This is a genomic window from Acinetobacter sp. DL27, from assembly GCF_055810995.1.
In genome coordinates, this window is the sequence record NZ_CM147947.1 from 1,587,593 (window position 1) to 1,607,395 (window position 19,803).

Genomic DNA, 19,803 nt, shown 5'->3' on the forward strand with positions numbered 1-19,803 from the left:
GACCATCTTGTGCTTGATACATCACTCGTTACGCAATTAGAAAATGCCATTAAAAGAGAAATCGCAGACATTTTTAAAGAAATTTCTCAGCTGATCACTGCTACATACACAAATGTAAATTCTGACCTTGCTCAAATTGATTTTAAGTGGCTTGATCAGCAAATTCTGGACAAGTTCAATATCCATAGAGCAGTTTTAGAGCAGCTCTGCCAAACATCCAAATTTAAGGACAATGCTGCAGATTACCTTCAATTCTGTTTTAAACAAGTGAAACAGATTTGTAAGGAGAAAAACCAGCAGTGGCAAAAGGATTACCCTTCCTATGCCGAGAGCTATGAGATTAAGTTGCCCGATTGGATCGTCTACACACCTAAACGTCTGGACAATATTTTTTCTGTTTACAAACTACAGCAGGGCACTATGCTCGCCAAGGTAAAAGAAGAACTTTATTTAAATTGGGGGGATTATCTCGCACAACAAACCCAAGGCATCCTTTTAGAATCTACAGATAAAGAGCAACAAAAATTAGTGAATACCTTGTTTGAATGTATGTGTATTTCATTAATTTTTGATCAAGGATGTATTCAATCTGAACGGTTGCTGGCGATTCATGATGCAATTTTTAAAATGAACCTGGATAGTGGCTTGCTTCCGATCTATTCAGGTGACGAAAAGGTTCAAAAAGCTTATGTCTTTTCATACACGTTGCCCTCGACAAAGTATGGCAACATCTATCGTCAGGATGGCGAAGAAGAGGCGGAGTTATGGCAAACCCAAAATATTTATTTCAATGCCTTTGCGATGCTATGTTATCGACGGATTCAGGAGCTAATCAATAGATCGCAAGGGCATCAATTACAAAGCACTTCGCCATTGCTGTGCTGGGAAAAAGAACAGAGTGAAATTGAAACGGGGAATCAGCCTGAAGCCTTACTGCTAGAAAAACTTAAAATCCATTTAAACATTGTACTGAATATGGCGGAGGAGGGGGACTCTAGAAAAGCACGTGAGGATCAGCAGCCATTTACACAGCTTAATCACGTGAAGCTATTTTTAAAAGGCTTGGAAAAGACCGGTTTTGCCATTTTTAAGCATATGGATTATGTCTTGTGGCAAGAGATTCCTAATCTGGATGTGTTAAGTACCAGTGTACTGAACAATCAGATCATCACTTCGCCTTTAATCTATGAGCAGTATACACAGCTCTATGATCAACCCGATTGCTGGAAAACTATTCAAGCTAGAATCAAAAATCTTGAAAAAAAGCCTCAAGTCTTAGACTTGGATATGCCTACAGTTACAGTCAAAACATTTCATGATCGACGAACCGGTCAACGTCATGAGCTGAAATCCTGGCTTTTATCTTTTCATCAGGATATCAAACCCAAACAGCTTGCGGATCAACTCCAAAAAAGCATCCAAAAATCTGAGGACTATAAATCTGCGTATGAGGCTGGAAATGGCGAGTACCTAGATTATGTAGTGGCTATTGCACATTTACGCGTGTGTCAGTGGTTAGAAAACGAATTTGCTTATCATGGGAAAGCAGCGATTAAAGTCTCAACAATCAAGCGTTACTATAGTAGTTTTGTGCTTGACCTACTTTGTTATGTTCTAGAACAGCAGATCAATCTAGATACAGCCACTGAAGAGCAGTTTGAGGAAATGTATCGCACGATTGTTGAAGAAAAACTGCTGAATGATCAGAAAAATCATAAAACGACCGCACAAACCAACAACAATAAAAAATACAATACCTCGGGTTATGCCTTTGATCGGCTGAAAGCCTTTCACCAATACTTAGTCAAGAATCATCGTGCACCGATTGTGCAATATTTATATGAACGTCAAAGTGACGGTTTATTTTTAAAAACCAGACTCATTAGTCCGCAGATGTTTCAATTGATGATACGGATTCTTAGAGAATACCCAGAAGCTTTGGGTCTGACTGAGCAGGATGCAACCTGTTTAGAATGGGTCTATACATTGGCATTTAGACTGGGCTTGCGTATTGATGAAGCTGCCGGGATCTGTATCGATGATTTTGTATCTCCGCAGTTACGAAAACATCCTGACAATCGACAGCTCTATTATGTGTTTGAATCCGCTTTAGATCAGCAGAAAGACGATCGATCTCACCATAAAATGAGAAAAACAATGGGTGATATTGATGATCTCACCCTTAGGATTCGTCTAAATTCTGAGCGTGATCTGAAAAGTGATAATGCCACGCGTCAGTTTGATTTAGCTTATTTTTTAGCACCGGACGAGTTCACAGGATTTTGTCGCTTTTATCAAAACCAGTTACCTGGCTCTAAAGCGACTGCAGCAGTCTGCAATAGAAAAATCAAACAGCTCTTTATGCTGGGTGAACAACCTTTATCCAGTACAAATTTATCAAAAATTACCCAGTTGCTGTTTAATACTGTATTAGGGACAAACGATCATCAATATACCTTTCACGCTTTCAGGCATAGTACAGCTTCACATTTGGCTATCCTTTTAAAAGGCAGCATAGCACTGGTACGTTGTTTTACTGACTATGATTCCGAGTTTGGGCGTAAGCTTAAAAAGCACATTTTACCCAATATGAAGGATGCTTCATCGCGTAGTGCCCAAGCCTGGTCTCGACTTGCGCATCTGATGGGGCATGAAGACATTCGGATCACTGCAAGACATTATCTGCATCATCTGAATATCCTGATTGCTGACATGTTTTATCAAGCAAACCGTGAATATTCACCTCAATTGATCAAGGCATTATTAGGCGATAGTCAGTTGATGCATCGCGATTTCAAGGTTAAATTTCAGTCGAATGAAAGAGATATTTTAAAATTGATGAAGAAGATTCATTCACACACAGAAAATAATTCTCAAACTGCTGCATTAAAGAGCAAGAAAAAGCAGAAGCAGCCTCAACAACAGGACGTATTTTTATACCGTGAAACGTTTCTAGACGAATACCGGAAGTGGCGGGAAAAAAAAGAAAAAGCAACGATCGATCCTGAAGTATTGAAATTCATTCAATCGATCAGCCAGCCGTTTTCTCTCTATACAAGTCACGTCAAAAATGATGCTAATCATGAGGATCTTATCGGTTTTACTTGGAATAAAATGGTGAAATGGTCTAATCTCTATGAGATTGAGCAACCTTTTAACTTAAATAAAAATGTAACCCAAAAAGATCTTAAACATTTTTTTGATTGTTTAGAAAATAAAATTTCACTTGAAAAAGATCGTCCTATTTTGAACTTTAAGGCATCATCTAAAAATGACTTGATTGACTATCAAAGATTCTTAGATTTTATCTATAAACTTTATTCAAAAGATTCAGATAATTTTTCAAAAGATTCAGATAATTTTGAATGGGATGAATATAATCCGAGTGAATTTAATAATGTAAAAAAGGGCGAGGTGAAAATAAAAAAATATAAAATATGGAATAAAAAAGATAATAATTTTATTCAAAAGATGCTGTTACAAAGCGTCTTTTACAAGATGAAAGAGTGCTGATGGTATCAAAAAAGAGTGCTGAGAGGTTCTATCAGAGGTTGACGATATCAACGGAAATTTATCAAAAAAAATACATTGAAAACATATGGATATTGTTTTTTAACTTTGCAAATTGGTTTTTGTTAGTATTTCTTAGCAGATAATCTGTTTTTGGTGTTCAAAAATAGGGACGTTTAGGGGGGGGATTTCACCCCTATTATTAGCTTTTTTGAGTGGTTTTAGACAGAAATGCAAATCTTTTTGAGAAATTTTTTAATATTTAATCTTTGTTAAAGTTAATAGAGGTATCTCGAAATTATTGTTCCTTTAAAAAAGTATTTTATTGGTTTTAATGTGATCAATTGGATTAAGTGTTAATTTATAGTAAATGGAGTTTTTATGGTTGTGAAAATCTATTTTAGGAGTTGATTTTAATTGATTGAAAATTTTTGGTATTTTTAAAAGGATGATTCTTGCTTTTAATTTATTTAGTAGGATGTTATTTAAAACCTAAGTGCTGTGGTTACATAAAGAATAGAATGATGGAATTACTCTAAAAAATATAAATTAGAGATATAACTCTTTCAATAATTTGATGCAACCCAACTTGGTTTCCATCAGACTTTTGCGATGATCACCTGACTACTTTTTCAGAATGTTCTTCCTAGAAGTTTGAATGTTTTTAAGAATTCATTTACTTATAAAGATCTCTATTTTTTATCTTTCCATGATTCTATATTTTTTTAGCAGAGTACAAGTATGTGCCAGTCGATCTAAAATGACTTGTCTGTAGCATTTCGTATCATAGACTCCCCATCGGTATATAAGGATTCAATGTGCTCCTCAGATGAAATGTGATTTAGTAAATCACCAGGGGGGAGTACCTGATATTATTTGTTGTGAGCAGTGCCTTTTAGGAAGGTTGTAGCAATATTCTAATGTGGAGCTTGCGCCATGGATATTGATATTCAGGTTGATGTTTATAACGTTTCCACTCAACTTACGTATTTTGAAATTTTGAATCAATCAATTTTTTGAATTTTTAGGTAGTATACAAGAGTTGTCAAATGGTGTGATGCAATTGAAATAGTAATCTCAGCGTTAAATAATTTAACAGATTTAGAAATCCCATTAATTGAAAAATGGAGGCGAACTAAATGAAGGATACGTATATAGAGGCAGATCATTGTATTCAAGAAGCTTTGCAAGGGAGTATTGTCCACTTAAACGATAATTTATATTTTCAAAGTGCTGAAACAGCCTTACAGCAAGTCCTTATACCTGAGCATGTTTGCTGTACAGCACCATACTGGATCATTGGATATGAGTTGCCTAAGCCGATTCAAAATAAACAGGAATTAGAGTCATTATTTGCATGGCATAACTTTTTTATTGAATTTGCTAGCAATGCTGATGAATTTAAAGATTTCAATCCTAGAGATGAGTGATTAACCCTTATAGTGTCTTATCCATTCTAATTTTTAAATTTATTAGTGTGAGTACACGATAACTTCAGTCTGAACTGGATATAAAAGGATGATTTGTGACACTAGAAGTGTAAAGAAGCAACTCAGTTTCTTTTTAATCGTACTTTTCGGAGTGATTAGCTATAATTATGTAGCTACTCGCCCAATAGAAAATACAGCGGTGAATTCCAACGTTCGAGAGCGTGAGCGAGCATTTATACAAAAACGCGCTGAATACATAAAAAGTCACGGCGAGACAAGTATAGCTGAGCAAGAAATTAATAAAGAATTGGCACTCAGAAGAGGGTATTCTTTAATTAATAGTTCGTCTTCATATCAGCGTGTTGAAGAGCAAGATCTTGAAAAATTTGTAAAGTGAGGTACATATTATGGTAGATCAAATTATTTCTAAAGATAATGCGAAAATATTCGCTAAATCCGCAGCAAAAAATTAGTAAGATGAAATAATAAAGTTTGACGATCTCAGGTCTATACTAAACGCAACTAATCAACCTCCTATGAAAATCGTCAGAACTGGTAAAGATGTCATGGATTTTTTAGAGGATTGATTTTTAAGACATTGTTTTGTTTTTATTTGATCGCTGTGATTTTAATGAAGTATTGCGGGATCATTACTCAATTTTAATTTATGTCATAATTTATTAATCTTAATTTCAGATAAAAATCAAGGAAAAAATTAATGTCGAGAAAGGTAATAATGACTACAAATGAAAGACGTCTTCAAGTATTAAATCAAATGCGTGCTAGCTACCGTGGTGTGCAGCTTTTAAAGCAAGATAGAACTAGATTTATACAGCATAGTACTACGGCTCAATCTAGCTTATTTTCCACAAGCGATAGTAGGTATCATGCATGTGATGAACTATCAATGGAAACGGATGAGAGTGATGTGTTGAAAGAAACTGCCGAAGCTATGTACGCATCTACAGGTGATACAATTTGGTTAAGCTTTTAAATATAAAATTCAAGCGCTTTATATCGTTTCAATGAGCAGAGTTCAAAATTGCTTGAGTACGTCGTCAATTGATATTTCCTCTTCCACATAGAAAATACCATTTTGATCTGCTTTCATTTTTTTTATAGTCATACCTTCAAGCTTGGCAATCTCGATTAAATCGTCAAGTATTTGATCTGCAATTTTATTTTTCCAATCATTTTCTGGGTCTAAAGGATTCGACATGAGTTTCTCCTAGTTCATGGTGTAGAAGCTAAATCAACAATACTATAGGATGTATGATATTAGAGTTGGTTTAAATTGCTTCAATACGAGTATGACTACTTAAACTTCGATGATCAAATTTTCTCTAAACCCATTTTTACCTTGCTCTGGTGGATAACCCAAAGGATTGATCACTAATCTACATCCATCGACTACAGTATCCACTGATGTATGCGTATGTCCTGCAATCCATAACTTAAAGCCTTTTACATCTAGGTCATTAATAAAATAGGGATTAAGGGCTGATGCGACAGGATGCGTACCCCAATATGGATCAAGACAAGCTAAATGAGGTGGAAAATGCGTAATAACGATCACATGATCTTGCCCTCTAAACTGCATAATATTTTGATGATATTTTTTAAATAGTTTTATGTAGTCATTAGTAGTTATAGTTCGGTTATCACTGCCAATCATTATTTGATCAAAATCGTAAATCGATTGTTCAGCATCTTTTTGGGACTGTAAAAGTACCTCAGGAGATGTAAGTGGTGAATTGGAGCGAAAGTTCGTAAACAGCGTGCCACCTACAAATATTTTATCTTGAATTTTGATATGGTTATCATCAAGTAGCGCATTTTCAGGGTAATTTTCTTTTAAAAAATCTACGACTGAATTGTAGTTAGAGTTGTAGTAATCATGATTGCCCAAAACAAAGATAAATTTTTTATTTAGAGATTTACATTTTTCGGCAAATTCAATTGCACCACTTAAGCGATTAGAAAAATCACCAGCGTGAATAATGACATCAGCTTGCTCTGATATTGAATATTTTGAATTGTGAGTATCCGATAAAATATGCAGTTTCAATCTACTTCCTTTATTAAAATACGCTGGTCAAATATACACGGCTTTATTCCAATCAGTTTACATCAACTAAATATTGTAGAAATTATAAGATACTTATCTGTATTCTTAAGCCTCTAAAAATATAGGGAATTATTTTTGAATTGATTGATCAAATATTGATCATAAAATTTGACCAATTGAATTTATGCACATAAGATAAAGATGTTACAGCAAAATCTGTGACCAGGCGTGGAAACCTGAATTTACTACAGAAGCAGTAAACCGCTTTGGCGGTTTTTTGCGTTAAATATGTTTAGTCTATCGTAATGGTAGGCCAAGCAGGGCAGTCTATGACTGGCCGTCTTCTGTAGTACGGTATTTCCACCCCTGTTTGGCTTGCCTCCATCTCGTGGAAAAGTTGGAAGCTTGTTTGTAATTAATTACTACAGGAACTAGACATGAACACTTTCTATAATATCCCTTATTTTCTCAAAGCTATTTCTTCTGTTCTTAAAGAATAAAATTTTCGAAATAAATTTTCGTCATGTTTAATTAATTCTACTTTTATAAATTTCGTAATCTTACGAGATATAGAGAAGTATTGCCTAGAGAAAATAAAATGGCCCGTACTAAGCTTTTAACCAATATTATTCAAAGAAAAATGATGGTGCCTGACGAAATGTCGCACTCAAATCTGCACCATAACTTTGAAATATCACTTTATGACTTCGCCAACCATGAGATCCTAAAAAAACTATATAAAGCAGACAATCAACGCTCCACAGAGTGCTGGAGCCCTGCTGAAATTCAGGAGTTTATTCTAAACTGTTTGAATGATCGTAATGTCAATTTATGCGTTCGCTATTGGAAAGATGCTGCTGGTAATATTTATATCATCGATGGTGGACACAGGATTTCAATTATCTATGCTTGGATCAAAAGATACTTTATTGATGAGCAAGTAATAGGAGCCCCAAAATTCACGGCACCACAAAAACGAGATATTCGTCAGATTCGTAATCGATTAGGTGGATTAGCTGATTTTCAAGAGTTATGTAGCGATTCTGAGTTTCAGCAAAAATTAAAATCAACCAAACTTAATTTTATTGAAGTGATTGGGACACCTGAGGAAGCTCGAAAAGCCTTTTGTTCAATCAATTCGGATACGAAACGATTAGATCCAGATGAAGAATATCATTTACAAAATAGGGGAAGTGATGCTTTTTATGTGATTTATGCGTGTTGTTATATAAACGATAATAAATCCAACTTGGCTGAACTGAATTACGAGCGGATAAATGAAGTGATCACTTTGGGTGAGCAAATTCATGATCATCTTTTTAAGATAATACTTTTAGAACCGGATTTAACACACGGTAAAAAAATCGGCTTGGTCAATGAACTCCTGAATATCATGTTTGGTGATACTAGTCAGAATACTGTGAATATAGACCAAGGTCAGCGTGTAGAAAATTTAATGCTAAAACTTAGAGTTGTGCTGTGTCGTATCGCTACACCACCAATTAGTATTCGGATTCCAAGTTTGGGCTTACACCCAAAACTATATTTTTATAAAGATAATCGTTTTCAAGTGACATCCTTTTTGGCCTGGTTCTCTATCGTCTGTGAAATTGAACAAGACTGTTTTGAAATACAGAATAAGAAGTTAGATTTTATTGGATTTACTCGAGCACGCCGTGGTGTTGAAAGTTTAATTGAAAAAATTCCTGTGGCGATTAAAGAAACTGTCGGTAAATTTGGTAGCGGGATCAAATCACATGAGCGATTGAAGAACGTGTATCAGGCCTTTATCTGTATTGGACTGAATATGGATTTAGATTTTGAAGATGAAGTTTGTTTGAACACCGTCATTCTTTCGATGAGTCAATCATTTGATTATATTAATTTTAATGATTTTTACCTTGACCGTTTTGGTGGTGATTATGATGAGAGTATTGTTGATGATGTTGTGAGCTTTGTGCAATCAGTAAGATCATCAAAGAAGAAAAAACCTCTAAATTTTTCACTAGCGGCCAAAAGAAACCTGTATCAACGTGAGGAAAGGAAAACTTGGAGCTATTGCGAAGTATGTGATAGTGCTTTATACCTTGAATCGACTGAAGTAGATCATCGTGAATCGAAAGCAGAAGGTGGTTACGGTGTCTTAGAAAATGGAGCAATTATTCACCCGATATGTAATCGTTTTAAGTCAGATCGTGCTTTGGAAGAAGTAAGAGCAGATTTATTTGACTAAAAAGATAAGGGAGCAAATGCTCCCTTATTTTTTTGTTTTTTAGTAGACTGGGGTTAGTATTTAGCCTAAGCAACCAATATGAAAACAATAGACTATTACAACCAATACGCAGATCAATTTTTACAAGCCACGTTGTATGTGGATATGGAAAGCCTATACCAACCATTTTTAGCTGAGTTGCCAGATTCAGCACGCATCCTGGATTTAGGCTGTGGCTCAGGGCGTGACAGTTTGGCTTTTAAAAATAAAGGCTATCAAGTTGATGCTATCGACTATTCTGAAGTATTGGTCGAACGAGCGACCCAATTGACAGGAGTACCTGTTAAGCAGCAAAGTTTTTATGAGCTTGATATGCACGATGTTTATGATGGGGTATGGGCATGTGCCTCTTTACTACATTGTGCTCGTAACAGTCTCCCTGATGTTTTAAAACGTATTCATGCTGCGTTACGCCGTGGCGGTGTGTGCTATATGTCTTTTAAATATGGAACAGCAGATAGAGTAAAAGGCGGTAGAGCATTTACTGACTTAAATGAAGAACAGGCTCAGGAATTGTTAGATCGGTTGAATGGGGTTAGGGTATTAAAACAGTGGATTACAGTAGATCAGCGACCTGATCGACAAGAAAAATGGCTGAATGTACTTTGGAAAAAACTTGCCTGACTTTATTCCTACTGCACAAGAACAACTTAAATTTCTAAAAAATATTCAGCTGATTTTACAGTCGGGTAGTTTTAGTAGCACCTATAAATTTGCATTGCTGATTAGCCTAAGTCGATTAGCTATTGAAAAAGGTGAAGATTCAGGTGAGAGTCTATCACTCGAATATACGGATATCGCTGAGAAGTTTATCGAGCTGTATTGGAAGCAAGCAGTACCCTATACCTTTAATGATGAAGGGCAGCTGATTTTAAATCAGAACAATGGTAAACAAGCTGCCATTGTGAATCGCATTATACAGCTTCGGCAAAGCTACTCTTCTTTGGGGTTATTGAGACGAGATTCATTGGTGTGGTTGAAGCTAGTTAAAGATGTCGCTCGCACTGTAAAAGACATGCCAGTCCGCTACTTGCAAAACATCAATGGTCAAAATTTTGAGTTTTTATATCAGCTTGATCGGTGTGGAAAGCAGCTCATCCTTTTGCCTCAAGTCATGTTTTGCTTACGACAGTTCAGTGAAATCATCGAAGAGCTTTGCCAGAAACGCTGGATTGACTATATCCGTAAGAACAGCAGCAATGCACCTATTTTGAATCAGTTGCCGAATCTTGAACAATTCATGTTTGAGCCGAGTAGAAACCAGTTGAATGCGGTAGCAAATGTATTGGTCGATCTACAGGACTGTAAATGCTTCTACTGCAATAAACCGATGCGCAATGGCAATTACGCCGTTGATCATTTCATTCCATGGTCTATGTACCCATCGGATACAGGTCATAACTTCGTATTGGCAGATTCAAGCTGTAATTCTAAGAAAAGTAATCTACTGGCATCTGATGAATTTTTGCATAAATGGCAGGAGCGTAATGAAGAACAGGATTTGATTATTGTGGATCGAATATCTGTGCTTGGTTTTTTAACAGATAAAGAGCGGTCACATAAAGTGGCGGAGTGGGCATATGCTCAAGGGAAAGAAAATAATTATTTAATGTGGATGGGTGAAAATAGCAAATAAATCATGGCTCCCCTGAGATTAGACTAAAAATCCAATTGCTTTAAAAATACCGTAAAAAATGTTTACTGTATATTTGCTATGGGGTAATCTTAAAACTACTATTTATTGACTGATTGGTATATGACGACAGATAAGCATGAAGTCCTTCTCAGAATGAGAGCCATTGAACTCCTTGCATACTGGGAAGGTCGTTTGGTTACCAATCGTTTGATGAGTTGGTTTGGACTGAGTCGACAGCAGGCTTCTGCGGATATCAAGCGCTATAATACTTTGTATAACCCCGATGCCTTGATTCATGATCCCTCAGTCAAGGGTTATGTGCCTAAAGCCAGCTTCCAGCCTGTACTGACTACAGCGCATATCAATGAATATCTCAATATGCTCTCGGGCTTGGTCAGTGAATCACATGCCCTGATTGCGACACCAGAACCGAATCTTGCAGCAGTTCAATTACCTGATCGCAGTGTACGTCCTGAAGTGATTCGGGAAGTTTTGCGTGCCTGCCGCAACCAAAGTACTTTAAAAATGATTTATGCCTCCATGCAGAATCCGCAGTGGCATGAACGCATGATTTCCCCACATACCCTGGTGTATACCGGTTTTCGCTGGCATGTCCGTGCCTATTGCCATCAGAGCAAGCAGTTTAAGGACTTTTTACTCTCCAGAATTGATCGCACACCTGTAGTGGTAGCGATTGAGTCAGTAGACCCTGCTCAGGATCAGCAATGGCATGAAGAAATTGTACTGACGCTGATCCCTAATCCAAAATTGAATGAAGCTCAAAAAGCGCTGGTCGAAAAAGACTTCGGCATGCCTGATGGCAGATTACAGATTTCGGTCAAAAAAGCCCTGGCTCACTATACCTTGCAGCGCTATCAGGCCGCGATCACGCTGGCTGAGGCGGAAGATGCCTTGAAATATCCCTTGGTGTTACAAGGTTCAGATATCGAAAAGCTGTCATCTTACCTGTTTGATCAAGCTTCATAGGAGATTGGCTATGTTAGAACAATTTCATTATGACAGTGACCTGATTGGCGGTTCCCTGATGGTGCGTGAAAGCCGGCTGATCGCGGATCTGTTATTAAGAGAAGCGACTCCAGAACATTGGCATCAGGCCATTCAGGTTGACAATATTCTGCAAAAAAGAACGCCTGCTTCAGCTCAACGCAATGCCACCGCTATTCGTAAGCGTCTGGAGCGCTTAGAGCCTGATTTCTGGAAAGCTTTGCGGGATGGGGATGATGAGCTGGCGACCCAGGTGGCTTTTTGTGGCGCATTGGAACGCAATCTCTTGCTACTTGAGTTTATGGAAACGGTGATGAGAGAGGCCTATATCTCTCAAGCTCAATACCTGGACAGTTATATCTGGTCAGATTTTCTGGAGGAGCGTTCGCAACGCGATCCGGATATCTGCGAATGGAAAGAGTCCAGCAAGAAAAAAATGGGGCAGGTGGTGTTTCGCATGCTGGCAGAAGCCGGTTACTTAAAAAGTACCCGTAAGCTGGAGTTGCAGCGTGTGATCGTCAGAGCAGAGCTGCGTAGCCTGTTGGAAGAACATTATAAACAACGCATTAAAAGATCTATGGAAGTGTCGCTATGGACGCGGTAGTTGTAGAGGGGCAGCAATGAGTCAAGCAATACATGAGCGTCTGAATCAGATTCCAGAGCGAATACTTTCAACCGAGTTTCTCACCGGTCAAGGATTGGGCAATGAAATTGGCTTCTGGATTTTTGATTATGCACCTGAAGATGAGTTGAAAGTGCGCGAATATCTGCATTTTCTAGACGGGATGCTGGAGAAAAAACACAGTCAGCTGAAGGTGGTGAATATCAACCTGCTGCAAGCCGTGGTGGATTATCTGGCTGAGCGTAACTTCATCGATAAAGCCATTCAAATGCAAAAAGCCAAAGGCGATGAGGCGCTGCTCAAAGCGCTGAAAGGCCCACTACATATGGATAAGTTCGCGCCCTATCTGGTGAGTAAATATGCCACCAATGCACAAGATATTGTGTTGATGACTGGGGTAGGGTCGGTTTGGCCACTGTTACGTGCCCATCACTTATTGAACAGTTTGCATTCGTTACTGGGGCATAAGCCAGTGGTGCTGTTTTACCCAGGTTATTACGACGGTCAAGCGATGAGTTTATTTGGAAAAATTCCAAGCAATAATTACTACAGAGCATTCAGATTAGTGCCTTAACATGGCAAATAGAAATAAGAATTCGGGGGAATTGATTGAGATGAACATTAAAGAGCTTTTTTACAAGCCATTAGATCGTGCGATTAACGGGGTGGTAAAAGCAGACCAGAATGACAATACCACGGTTTATCAGGAACTCGATGAGTATGTGGTGACCAATGAGCTGGAAAAGCATTTTCGGGACTTTTTCCAGTCTTATGGCACAGACCTGAGCGATCCTTCGATTGCCAACCGTGTAGGCGTCTGGATTTCAGGCTTCTTTGGTTCAGGTAAATCGCACTTTCTGAAAACCTTGTCGTATATTCTGGCCAATAAAGTGGCACGCGATGCTGAAGGTAATGAGCGCAGTGCAGCCGAATTCTTTGATGAAAGCAAAATTCGTGATGCGTTTATCCGTGCGGATATTGGCAAGGCGGTCAGCCATCATGCCGATGTCATCCTGTTTAACATCGACAGTAAAGCCAGTTCCAATGATGACGGCAATCCGATCCTGAATGTGTTTTTACGTGTGTTTAACGAGTATCAGGGGTTTAGCGCGGATCATCCACATATTGCCCATATGGAACGTCACCTGAGCCAGAAAGGGGTCTACGAACGCTTTAAACAGGCGTTTGAGGAATCCAGTGGCATGTCCTGGCTAGAGGAGCGTGACGGCTTTCAGTTTTATCAGGATGATGTCGAAACCGCGATTTCCCAAGCCCTCAACTTATCTGCTGAAGCTGCGCATAAATGGTTTGAGGATTCTGAGCAGACCTTTAGTGTTTCGGTCGAAAACTTCTGTCAGTGGGTGAAAGAATACCTGGACAGCAAAGGACCCCAGCAACGCATGTTGTTCTTGGTCGATGAAGTGGGGCAGTTTATTGGCAGCGATACCCGCTTGATGCTGACACTGCAAACCATTACTGAAAACCTGGGTACGATCTGTAAAGGCCGCGCTTGGATTATCGTGACCTCACAGGCAGACATCGATGCTGTTTTAGGTGAGATGTCTTCTTCCAAAGCCAATGACTTCTCCAAGATTGCTGGACGTTTTAAAACCCGTTTATCGCTGTCCAGTTCAAATACCGATGAAGTCATCCAGAAACGTTTATTACGTAAAACTCCGGAAGCTGAAGCACTGCTTAGATCAGTGTTTGAGCAAAAGGGTGATATCTTAAAAAATCAGATTACCTTTGACCGTTCAGGCCCAACCCTCAAGAACTATGAGGGTCCAGACAGCTTTATCCATAACTATCCTTTTGCGCCGTACCATTTCCAGCTGGTGCAAAAAGTATTTGAAGAAATTCGTAAGGTCGGTGCGACCGGTGCACACTTGGCCTATGGTGAGCGGTCCATGCTGGATGCGTTCCAGATGGCCGCCAATGCGATTGCCACAGATGAAGTCGGTGCCCTGGTTCCTTTCCACCGCTTCTATACTTCAGTGGAAGGATTTCTGGATACAGCAGTGAAGCGTACCATCGACCAGGCAGGGCAGAATAAGACCCTGGATGGTTTTGATGTGCAGATGCTGCGTACCCTGTTCATGATCCGCTATGTCGATATCATCAAAGGTACGCTGGATAACCTGGTGACTTTGTCGATTGAGAAAATTGATGAAGATAAGCTGGCATTGCGCAAGCGGATTGAAGAGAGCCTGCAGCGTCTGGAAAAAGAAAGCCTGATTACTAGGAATGGCGATGAGTTCCTGTTCCTGACTAATGAAGAGCGGGATATCACTCGAAAAATTAAAGCCACTGACTTAGCAGCTTCAGAAGAAAATAAAGAGTTAGCCAATCTGATCTTTAAAGATTTACTGCGCGATCAGAACAAATACCGCCATCAAGCCAACAAGATGGACTATCAGATTGGTCGTTTCCTGGATGGTCATAGCCTGGATGGCAAGTATGAGAGCGATTTAAAAGTTGAAATCATTTCTCCGCTGGATACGGAATACAACCTCTACAGTGAAGCTTACTGTATTGGTAAAAGTACTCAGGCCGAAGGACAAGTGCTGTTTAAACTGGCAGACGATAAACAGTTCTTTAATGAACTTCGCACCTGGCTGAAAACCAATAAATTCATCCGCTTAAATGATGATGGCACTCAGTCCGATATCACCCGTATTCTGGCAGACCGTGGCCGTGAGAACCAGGAACGTAAAAAACGTCTGCGTGTCCGGGTCGAAGAAATGTTGCTGGACGCGGAAAGTTATGCCTTGGGTCAACATCTACAACTTTCATCTTCAAGTCCAACCACCAAGCTGGATGAGGCTTGTCGTTATTTGCTGGAAAACACTTATACCAAACTGAGCTATCTGCAGGTCTATCAGCAGGATGCTTGGCGTGAACTGAACGCCGTCTTGACTGTGGATGATATGGCGCAGCTGGGCTTGTCTCTGGATGGCGGTCAGAGCAATCCGAAAGCCCTACAGGAAGTGGAGCAGTACATTGCACTGCGGGCCACTGGTACAGAGCGTATTCTAGTCTCAGATGTGATAGACCGTTTTGCCAAACGTCCTTATGGCTGGCCGGATGCCGAGATTTTACTGCTGGTGGGTCAGCTGGCGGCAATGGGGCGGATTTCACTGCAGTTAAATGGTGGCAGCTTACAGTTAAAAGATGCCTTTGAGCCTTTACAAAACAGTCGCCGTCGCCGTGATGTTTCCATTATTAAAAAGCGCCAGACTGATGATCAGGTGTTGAAACAGGCACGCCAACTCACCCAAGACCTATTCTCGGCCATGGGACCAGCGACAGAAAAAGAGCTGTTTGAGTTCTATACGGCTTTGTTGCATAAATATGTAAGCATCTGATTTAAATAAATTTAATTTTGGATCAAAAAATAATCAAAACTTTTAAAATCATATAGTTATGAAATCTTTGTGCAACAAAGCCCATTGGGTTGAACAAGGGGCATGTATTTATCTCTGTGGTAGTTTAAATATGGCCCAAGGTATTGATGATGCTTTAGTAGAAATTTTAGGTGCTAAACAAATTAATGCCTTACGTAAGGCCGGTCACTACCGACGAGATGTGTATTAATGCTTAGCTAGATTGGCATAAATTCTATTTCTACAATCCTCCATCGATGGGGGGATTTTTTTATGGCCATCTGAATAATTATCGGCAATCACATATTTTTTAATAATTAAGATGTCTTGCACGAAGCAAATTTCAAAATAATTAGATAGACACGGCAAAAATAAAACGCTTGGCAAAATAAGATTGGCATGAATAGTGCATTATTTTAATGCAAATCATTCATTTAATGCTGAATTTAGCATCAATTTAGTTCACGAATCACGATAAAAGAAATTGAGATTGGGTATTTATGAAAATCTATACGGAAAGACTTGAGGGTAATGTCGTACAAGAAAATGTTGAGATAGTTGAACTGACATTTGATACACGACAAAAGAGCCGTTTTCGTGCAACTTTAGCTAACGGGCACGATATTGGTGCAGATTTACCCCGTACCGGCATTTTAAGGCACGGTTCATATATCGCAACTCAAGAGGGTGATGTACTGCGTGTCGATGCCAAAGCAGAAAAACTCATGAAAGTAGAAGCACCAAGCAGCTTTGATTTATTAAAAGCAGCGTATCACTTAGGTAATCGTCACGTCCCTTTAATGCTCACACCAACGGCGCTGTATTTTGAGCCAGATCATGTATTGGCTGAAATGATAATTGGACTTGGTTTAACGGTATATGAAACCATGCATCCATTTGAGCCTGAAAGCGGTGCTTATGCACAGCATCAGCATGATCACAGATTAAGCCCAATTAAGGCTTTGCATCATGTTCACACCTAATGCTTCACAGCTTTTAAGTCTGTTGACTTTGTCCTCAACGGCACTACCAATTGGGGCGTACTGTTATTCTCAAGGGGTAGAAAGTGCGATTGATCAGAGCTTAATTTTTGATGAAACCTCGAGCATTACTTATTTTGAAGAAGTGCTTGAAATGCTTTTGGTACGGTTTGAGCTGCCCGTTTTGAAACGCCTAATAATATTTTTTGATCAGCCTGAGCAGTTTGAATACTGGGCGCAGTTATATAGAGCAAGTCGAGAAAGCAAAGAGTTATTGGCTGAATCACAGCAATTGGCATTTTCATTAAATGCGTGGATTCGTGATGTGCTGAAAAAGCCTGTGAAATTAAAAAAGCAGATCGGTTTCGTACCCATCTATGCGCATCTTTGTGGGCAACTCGAACTTGATGTTGCAGAGGTTTTGACTGCTTATACCTTTACCGTACTTGAAAATCAGGTGTTGGCTGCCGTGAAAACTGTACCACTTGGACAGATGAGTGGACAACGGATTTTATGGCATGTGCATGGGCTGATTCCAGAGGCAATTGAACGTGCTTTAGCACTGCAAGATGCTGAACTCAGTAGCGCCTTACCTAATTACGCCATGCTCAGTATGGCACACGAAACACAATATTCACGATTATTTAGATCTTAAAAATAAAGGACATTTCACATGACAGAACGTAGCCCATTACGCGTAGGTATTGGCGGTCCAGTTGGTTCAGGTAAAACAGCGCTTACTTTAAATTTATGTCAGGCACTGCGTGAAAAATACAATATGGCGGTGGTGACCAATGATATTTATACCAAAGAAGATTCCAACTTTTTAACACGCCATGAAGCTATGTCACCTGAGCGTATTGTTGGTGTAGAAACAGGTGGTTGCCCGCATACCGCAATTCGTGAGGACGCCTCCATTAACCTAGCGGCTATTGATGACCTGTGCGAAAAATTTGATGGCCTTGAACTGATCATTATTGAAAGTGGCGGTGATAATTTGGCAGCAACATTTAGCCCGGAACTTTCAGATTTAACCCTGTATGTAATTGATGTGGCGGGTGGGGAGAAAATTCCGCGTAAAGGTGGCCCCGGTATTACCAAATCTGATTTGTTAATCATAAACAAAACCGACCTTGCACCAATGGTTGGAGCAAATTTAGATGTGATGGATCAAGACGCGAAACGTATGCGCGGTGAAAAACCTTTTCTATTTTCCAATATGAAAACTAAAGATGGCTTAAATGACATCATCAGCTTTATTGAGAAACAAGGTTTGTTTAAAGCATAAGGGGCATCCACTATGAAGTTATTATTGCAAAGAATTACCTTCACATCGTTGGCATTCTTTCCCTTGGTAGCAATGGCGCATCCAGGCCATGAGCATAGCCATAATAGTTTTATCAGCGGTTTTGTGCATCCATTTACAGGGCTTGATCATCTAATGATGGCGTTAGCATTTGGCGTATTGATTTGGACTGCACACCAGCGCTGGAAATGGGCCGGATTATTCGGTTTATCTGCCGCAATGATTGTCGGTTTTATGATCGGTGCACAATTCAACTTAGCAACAGCAATTGCTGAAAACGGCATTATTGCGTCGTTAATTGTATTGGCTGTTGCTCTTTGGACCAAAACCAATAAAGCCGTTCCTTTTATTGCTGCACTTTTGGCCGGTTTTCATGGCATCGCACATGGTACGGAACTTGGCCAAAGCGGTCAGGCAGTTTTACTGGTCGTTGGTATGGTTACAGCGATGGCATCTATATACGTATTCGGTTTGCTCGTCGGCGCATTTATTCAAAAATATGTGCCTTATGGTAAGCAAATGATTGGTGCTTTGACAGCTATTGTTGCTGTAATTGGTTTAGCTTGATGCCTCATTCATCTCAAATAATAGGGAGATGCAAATGAATGATCTGGTATTAAGCGAAACAAAATTTATATCGACACAACAGCAGCATAACAGCCAACTGTGGTATGCCTGTTTGGAACTTGGTTTTGCCTATCAAGTACAGTCAAATCGAACCGTATTACAGCATCGCAAGCATCATGGGCCTGTACGCGTTCAGAAGATGTTGTGGCCTGAAAAAACTGGTATTTGCCATGCAATTATTGTGCATCCACCAGCAGGAATTGCTGGCGGAGACCATCTGACTTTTGATATGAAAGTTGAGGCGAATGCGCATGCGTTAGTTACCACGCCCGGTGCAGGAAAATGGTACAAAACCAATGGCAAGCAAGCCTATCAGCATATTCATATACATGTCGCAGCACAGGCGACATTTGAATGGTTACCGCAAGAAACCATGCTTTTTGATGGTGCCAATGCAGACTCTGAAACACATATTCATCTAGATGAAATGGCCAGTTTTATTGGGTGGGATATGTTGGTCATCGGTCGACAAGCACGTGGTGAAATTTTTCAGCAAGGGCAATACCAAAGCAAATTTAGGCTGTATCGTGCAGACAAATTATTGGTTGCAGATAGTTTAAATTTTAAGGGGCAGGATCGGTGGCTTACATCCTGTTTAGGTATGAATGGACATGCTGTGATGGGAAGTTTCTGGGCAGTAGCACCATCGCGTTTAAGGCAAACAACATTACTGGCTGAACATATCGAATTAATCCGTGAATTGATTATGCGGATGAATCTAGCGGTGACTTTAACCCTGTTAGATGATGTGATTTGTGCACGTTATTTAGGCGATGATGTACGTGAATGCCATGATGCTTTTGCAGCAGTCCGTGCCCGTTTAAGACGCTATTGGTATGACCTAGCAGAAGAATTCCCACGGATTTGGCGCACTTAAGTTTTGCCATCATTGGAAAGTAGATAGGTCTAGCAAGATTAATAGATTAAGTGTTCATTTTACCTTTGGGTTAGGACACTAAAAATC

The 19,803-nt window shown here is 39.4% G+C and carries 18 protein-coding genes and 2 pseudogenes; 17 read left to right on the top strand and 3 right to left on the bottom strand.

Annotation, left to right across the window (positions count from 1 at the left end; all coding sequences use genetic code 11):
- The first annotated feature begins 9 nt into the window (after window positions 1-9).
- A complete protein-coding gene (locus AC0KVP_RS07680) occupies window positions 10-3,513 on the top strand; it encodes a hypothetical protein (RefSeq protein WP_473340113.1) in 3,504 nt (1,167 codons plus the stop codon).
- Window positions 3,514-4,077: 564 nt separating this feature from the next.
- Here AC0KVP_RS07680 and AC0KVP_RS07685 read toward each other — a convergent pair.
- Window positions 4,078-4,187, bottom strand: a pseudogene (locus tag AC0KVP_RS07685) (IS5/IS1182 family transposase); the annotation flags it as partial.
- A 462-nt stretch (window positions 4,188-4,649) separates the two neighbouring features.
- On the opposite strand from AC0KVP_RS07685, the gene AC0KVP_RS07690 reads away from it, so the two are divergent.
- The 3 genes from AC0KVP_RS07690 (at window position 4,650) to AC0KVP_RS07700 (ending at window position 5,934) form a co-directional block, all read left to right on the top strand.
- Window positions 4,650-4,940: a hypothetical protein gene (locus AC0KVP_RS07690; RefSeq protein ID WP_104794884.1), complete on the top strand. Its 291-nt coding sequence runs from the start codon at window positions 4,650-4,652 to the stop codon at window positions 4,938-4,940.
- Window positions 4,941-5,028: 88 nt separating this feature from the next.
- Window positions 5,029-5,337 carry a hypothetical protein gene (locus tag AC0KVP_RS07695; RefSeq protein WP_130145268.1) on the top strand — a complete coding sequence of 103 codons (309 nt, stop codon included), beginning with the start codon at window positions 5,029-5,031 and terminating at the stop codon, window positions 5,335-5,337.
- Window positions 5,338-5,676: 339 nt separating this feature from the next.
- Window positions 5,677-5,934 carry a hypothetical protein gene (locus AC0KVP_RS07700; protein ID WP_262579347.1) on the top strand — a complete coding sequence of 86 codons (258 nt, stop codon included), beginning with the start codon at window positions 5,677-5,679 and terminating at the stop codon, window positions 5,932-5,934.
- A 42-nt stretch (window positions 5,935-5,976) separates the two neighbouring features.
- Here the strand turns inward: AC0KVP_RS07700 and AC0KVP_RS07705 are convergent, their stop codons facing one another.
- The gene (locus tag AC0KVP_RS07705) at window positions 5,977-6,159 is read right to left on the bottom strand and encodes a hypothetical protein (protein ID WP_005236300.1); all 183 of its coding nucleotides are present in this window, start codon (window positions 6,157-6,159) and stop codon (window positions 5,977-5,979) included.
- 99 nt (window positions 6,160-6,258) lie between these two features.
- Window positions 6,259-7,008 (bottom strand): metallophosphoesterase family protein, encoded by a 750-nt coding sequence (locus tag AC0KVP_RS07710; RefSeq protein ID WP_473340120.1) that lies wholly within the window; start codon window positions 7,006-7,008, stop codon window positions 6,259-6,261.
- Window positions 7,009-7,606: 598 nt separating this feature from the next.
- Between AC0KVP_RS07710 and AC0KVP_RS07715 the strand changes: the two genes are divergently transcribed.
- The 13 genes and pseudogenes from AC0KVP_RS07715 to AC0KVP_RS07775 all read left to right on the top strand — a co-directional run bounded on the left by AC0KVP_RS07715 (window position 7,607) and on the right by AC0KVP_RS07775 (window position 19,716).
- Window positions 7,607-9,241 (top strand): HNH endonuclease, encoded by a 1,635-nt coding sequence (locus AC0KVP_RS07715; RefSeq protein WP_473340122.1) that lies wholly within the window; start codon window positions 7,607-7,609, stop codon window positions 9,239-9,241.
- A gap of 78 nt (window positions 9,242-9,319) precedes the next feature.
- Complete coding sequence (locus AC0KVP_RS07720) at window positions 9,320-9,904, top strand: class I SAM-dependent methyltransferase (protein WP_473340124.1); 585 nt, start codon at window positions 9,320-9,322, stop codon at window positions 9,902-9,904.
- Window positions 9,897-10,916: an HNH endonuclease domain-containing protein gene (locus AC0KVP_RS07725; protein WP_473340465.1), complete on the top strand. Its 1,020-nt coding sequence runs from the start codon at window positions 9,897-9,899 to the stop codon at window positions 10,914-10,916. The genes AC0KVP_RS07720 and AC0KVP_RS07725 overlap by 8 nt, the downstream gene beginning before the upstream one ends.
- A 120-nt stretch (window positions 10,917-11,036) precedes the next feature.
- On the top strand, window positions 11,037-11,903 hold the full coding sequence (locus AC0KVP_RS07730; RefSeq protein ID WP_473340126.1) for a BrxR family helix-turn-helix transcriptional regulator: 867 nt from the start codon (window positions 11,037-11,039) through the stop codon (window positions 11,901-11,903).
- 10 nt (window positions 11,904-11,913) lie between these two features.
- Window positions 11,914-12,525 carry a DUF1819 family protein gene (locus AC0KVP_RS07735; RefSeq protein WP_473340129.1) on the top strand — a complete coding sequence of 204 codons (612 nt, stop codon included), beginning with the start codon at window positions 11,914-11,916 and terminating at the stop codon, window positions 12,523-12,525.
- A 16-nt stretch (window positions 12,526-12,541) separates the two neighbouring features.
- Entirely contained in the window at window positions 12,542-13,117 is a 576-nt protein-coding gene (locus AC0KVP_RS07740) for a DUF1788 domain-containing protein (protein ID WP_065184484.1), read from the top strand.
- 40 nt (window positions 13,118-13,157) lie between these two features.
- Window positions 13,158-15,875: pseudogene (brxC, locus tag AC0KVP_RS07745) on the top strand (BREX system P-loop protein BrxC); the annotation flags it as partial.
- A 91-nt stretch (window positions 15,876-15,966) separates the two neighbouring features.
- Complete coding sequence (locus tag AC0KVP_RS07750) at window positions 15,967-16,137, top strand: hypothetical protein (RefSeq protein ID WP_473340132.1); 171 nt, start codon at window positions 15,967-15,969, stop codon at window positions 16,135-16,137.
- Window positions 16,138-16,426: 289 nt separating this feature from the next.
- On the top strand, window positions 16,427-16,909 hold the full coding sequence (gene ureE, locus AC0KVP_RS07755; RefSeq protein WP_005090807.1) for an urease accessory protein UreE: 483 nt from the start codon (window positions 16,427-16,429) through the stop codon (window positions 16,907-16,909).
- Window positions 16,896-17,561 carry an urease accessory protein UreF gene (locus AC0KVP_RS07760; protein ID WP_473340134.1) on the top strand — a complete coding sequence of 222 codons (666 nt, stop codon included), beginning with the start codon at window positions 16,896-16,898 and terminating at the stop codon, window positions 17,559-17,561. The genes ureE and AC0KVP_RS07760 overlap by 14 nt, the downstream gene beginning before the upstream one ends.
- 18 nt (window positions 17,562-17,579) lie before the next feature.
- Window positions 17,580-18,194: an urease accessory protein UreG gene (gene ureG / locus AC0KVP_RS07765; RefSeq protein ID WP_004778085.1), complete on the top strand. Its 615-nt coding sequence runs from the start codon at window positions 17,580-17,582 to the stop codon at window positions 18,192-18,194.
- Between the two features lie 12 nt (window positions 18,195-18,206).
- The gene (locus AC0KVP_RS07770) at window positions 18,207-18,779 is read left to right on the top strand and encodes a HupE/UreJ family protein (protein ID WP_004778083.1); all 573 of its coding nucleotides are present in this window, start codon (window positions 18,207-18,209) and stop codon (window positions 18,777-18,779) included.
- A gap of 34 nt (window positions 18,780-18,813) precedes the next feature.
- On the top strand, window positions 18,814-19,716 hold the full coding sequence (locus AC0KVP_RS07775; RefSeq protein ID WP_004778080.1) for an urease accessory protein UreD: 903 nt from the start codon (window positions 18,814-18,816) through the stop codon (window positions 19,714-19,716).
- Window positions 19,717-19,803 lie beyond the last annotated feature (87 nt).

Bases quoted from the DNA above. Each gene is read 5' to 3' on its own strand.
- AC0KVP_RS07690 (WP_104794884.1), top strand. From the start codon at position 4,650: ATGAAGGATACGTATATAGAGGCAGATCATTGTATTCAAGAAGCTTTG.
- AC0KVP_RS07695 (WP_130145268.1), top strand. From the start codon at position 5,029: ATGATTTGTGACACTAGAAGTGTAAAGAAGCAACTCAGTTTCTTTTTA.
- AC0KVP_RS07700 (WP_262579347.1), top strand. From the start codon at position 5,677: ATGACTACAAATGAAAGACGTCTTCAAGTATTAAATCAAATGCGTGCT.
- AC0KVP_RS07705 (WP_005236300.1), bottom strand. From the start codon at position 6,159: ATGTCGAATCCTTTAGACCCAGAAAATGATTGGAAAAATAAAATTGCA.
- AC0KVP_RS07715 (WP_473340122.1), top strand. From the start codon at position 7,607: ATGGCCCGTACTAAGCTTTTAACCAATATTATTCAAAGAAAAATGATG.
- AC0KVP_RS07720 (WP_473340124.1), top strand. From the start codon at position 9,320: ATGAAAACAATAGACTATTACAACCAATACGCAGATCAATTTTTACAA.
- AC0KVP_RS07730 (WP_473340126.1), top strand. From the start codon at position 11,037: ATGACGACAGATAAGCATGAAGTCCTTCTCAGAATGAGAGCCATTGAA.
- AC0KVP_RS07735 (WP_473340129.1), top strand. From the start codon at position 11,914: ATGTTAGAACAATTTCATTATGACAGTGACCTGATTGGCGGTTCCCTG.
- AC0KVP_RS07740 (WP_065184484.1), top strand. From the start codon at position 12,542: ATGAGTCAAGCAATACATGAGCGTCTGAATCAGATTCCAGAGCGAATA.
- AC0KVP_RS07750 (WP_473340132.1), top strand. From the start codon at position 15,967: ATGAAATCTTTGTGCAACAAAGCCCATTGGGTTGAACAAGGGGCATGT.
- ureE (WP_005090807.1), top strand. From the start codon at position 16,427: ATGAAAATCTATACGGAAAGACTTGAGGGTAATGTCGTACAAGAAAAT.
- AC0KVP_RS07760 (WP_473340134.1), top strand. From the start codon at position 16,896: ATGTTCACACCTAATGCTTCACAGCTTTTAAGTCTGTTGACTTTGTCC.
- ureG (WP_004778085.1), top strand. From the start codon at position 17,580: ATGACAGAACGTAGCCCATTACGCGTAGGTATTGGCGGTCCAGTTGGT.
- AC0KVP_RS07770 (WP_004778083.1), top strand. From the start codon at position 18,207: ATGAAGTTATTATTGCAAAGAATTACCTTCACATCGTTGGCATTCTTT.
- AC0KVP_RS07775 (WP_004778080.1), top strand. From the start codon at position 18,814: ATGAATGATCTGGTATTAAGCGAAACAAAATTTATATCGACACAACAG.